The sequence below is a fragment of the Bacillus timonensis genome, assembly GCF_000285535.1.
GTDB classification, from domain to species: domain Bacteria; phylum Bacillota; class Bacilli; order Bacillales; family Bacillaceae_L; genus Ferdinandcohnia; species Ferdinandcohnia timonensis.
The window spans coordinates 1-584 of the sequence record NZ_CAET01000095.1 but is presented as its reverse complement, the minus strand read 5'-3'; the positions used below and the strand labels follow the sequence as shown (position 1 = coordinate 584).

Below are 584 nucleotides of genomic sequence, written 5' to 3'. Positions count from 1 at the left end.
CTTAAATGAACCGGAAAAGTTTCAATTACACATCTCTAGTACTAATGCGCTTGAAAGATTAAACCAAGAAATTAGAAGACGAGAAAGAGTTATTCGAATTTTTCCTAACACACAGTCAGCCTTCCGTCTTATTGGGGCTTTACTAATGGAGAACGAACAACTTCAACTGAATAAGAAAAGATATATTAACCAAGGGTAATCGCGCGGAGCGAAAATTTGTGGTATTTGGAAGGGGTACCCCTTCCAAATACCACAAATATACAAACAAACTAAATATGGTTGGAACACTGTAGATAAATTTTACACAAAACTAAGGACTTGACTTAAATTTTTACATTTGTAGACCTCTTTCTGACGTTTGGGGTATACCATTTATTGTTTCTCGGCTGCGTGATATATCGATTAAGCTGTTTTCGGTATATCATTTATTGTTTCTCGATTTGGCGATATACCGTTTATGTCTTTTCCGGTATACCATTTATTATTTCTCAATTTACCGATATATCAATACAGTTCCTTATAGAACTCTTTTTATTAAACAAATCACATAATAGCCACGATTACTGAATTATTCTTTTAAATAC

Annotated in this window: 1 protein-coding gene; it reads left to right on the top strand. The window is 33.4% G+C overall.

Features of this window, described 5'->3' with window-relative positions; translation table 11 throughout:
* Positions 1-199, top strand: a 199-nt coding sequence (locus BTHG_RS26030) for a transposase (protein WP_010280176.1), incomplete at its 5' end; no start/stop codon positions are given.
* Positions 200-584: the final 385 nt, after the last annotated feature.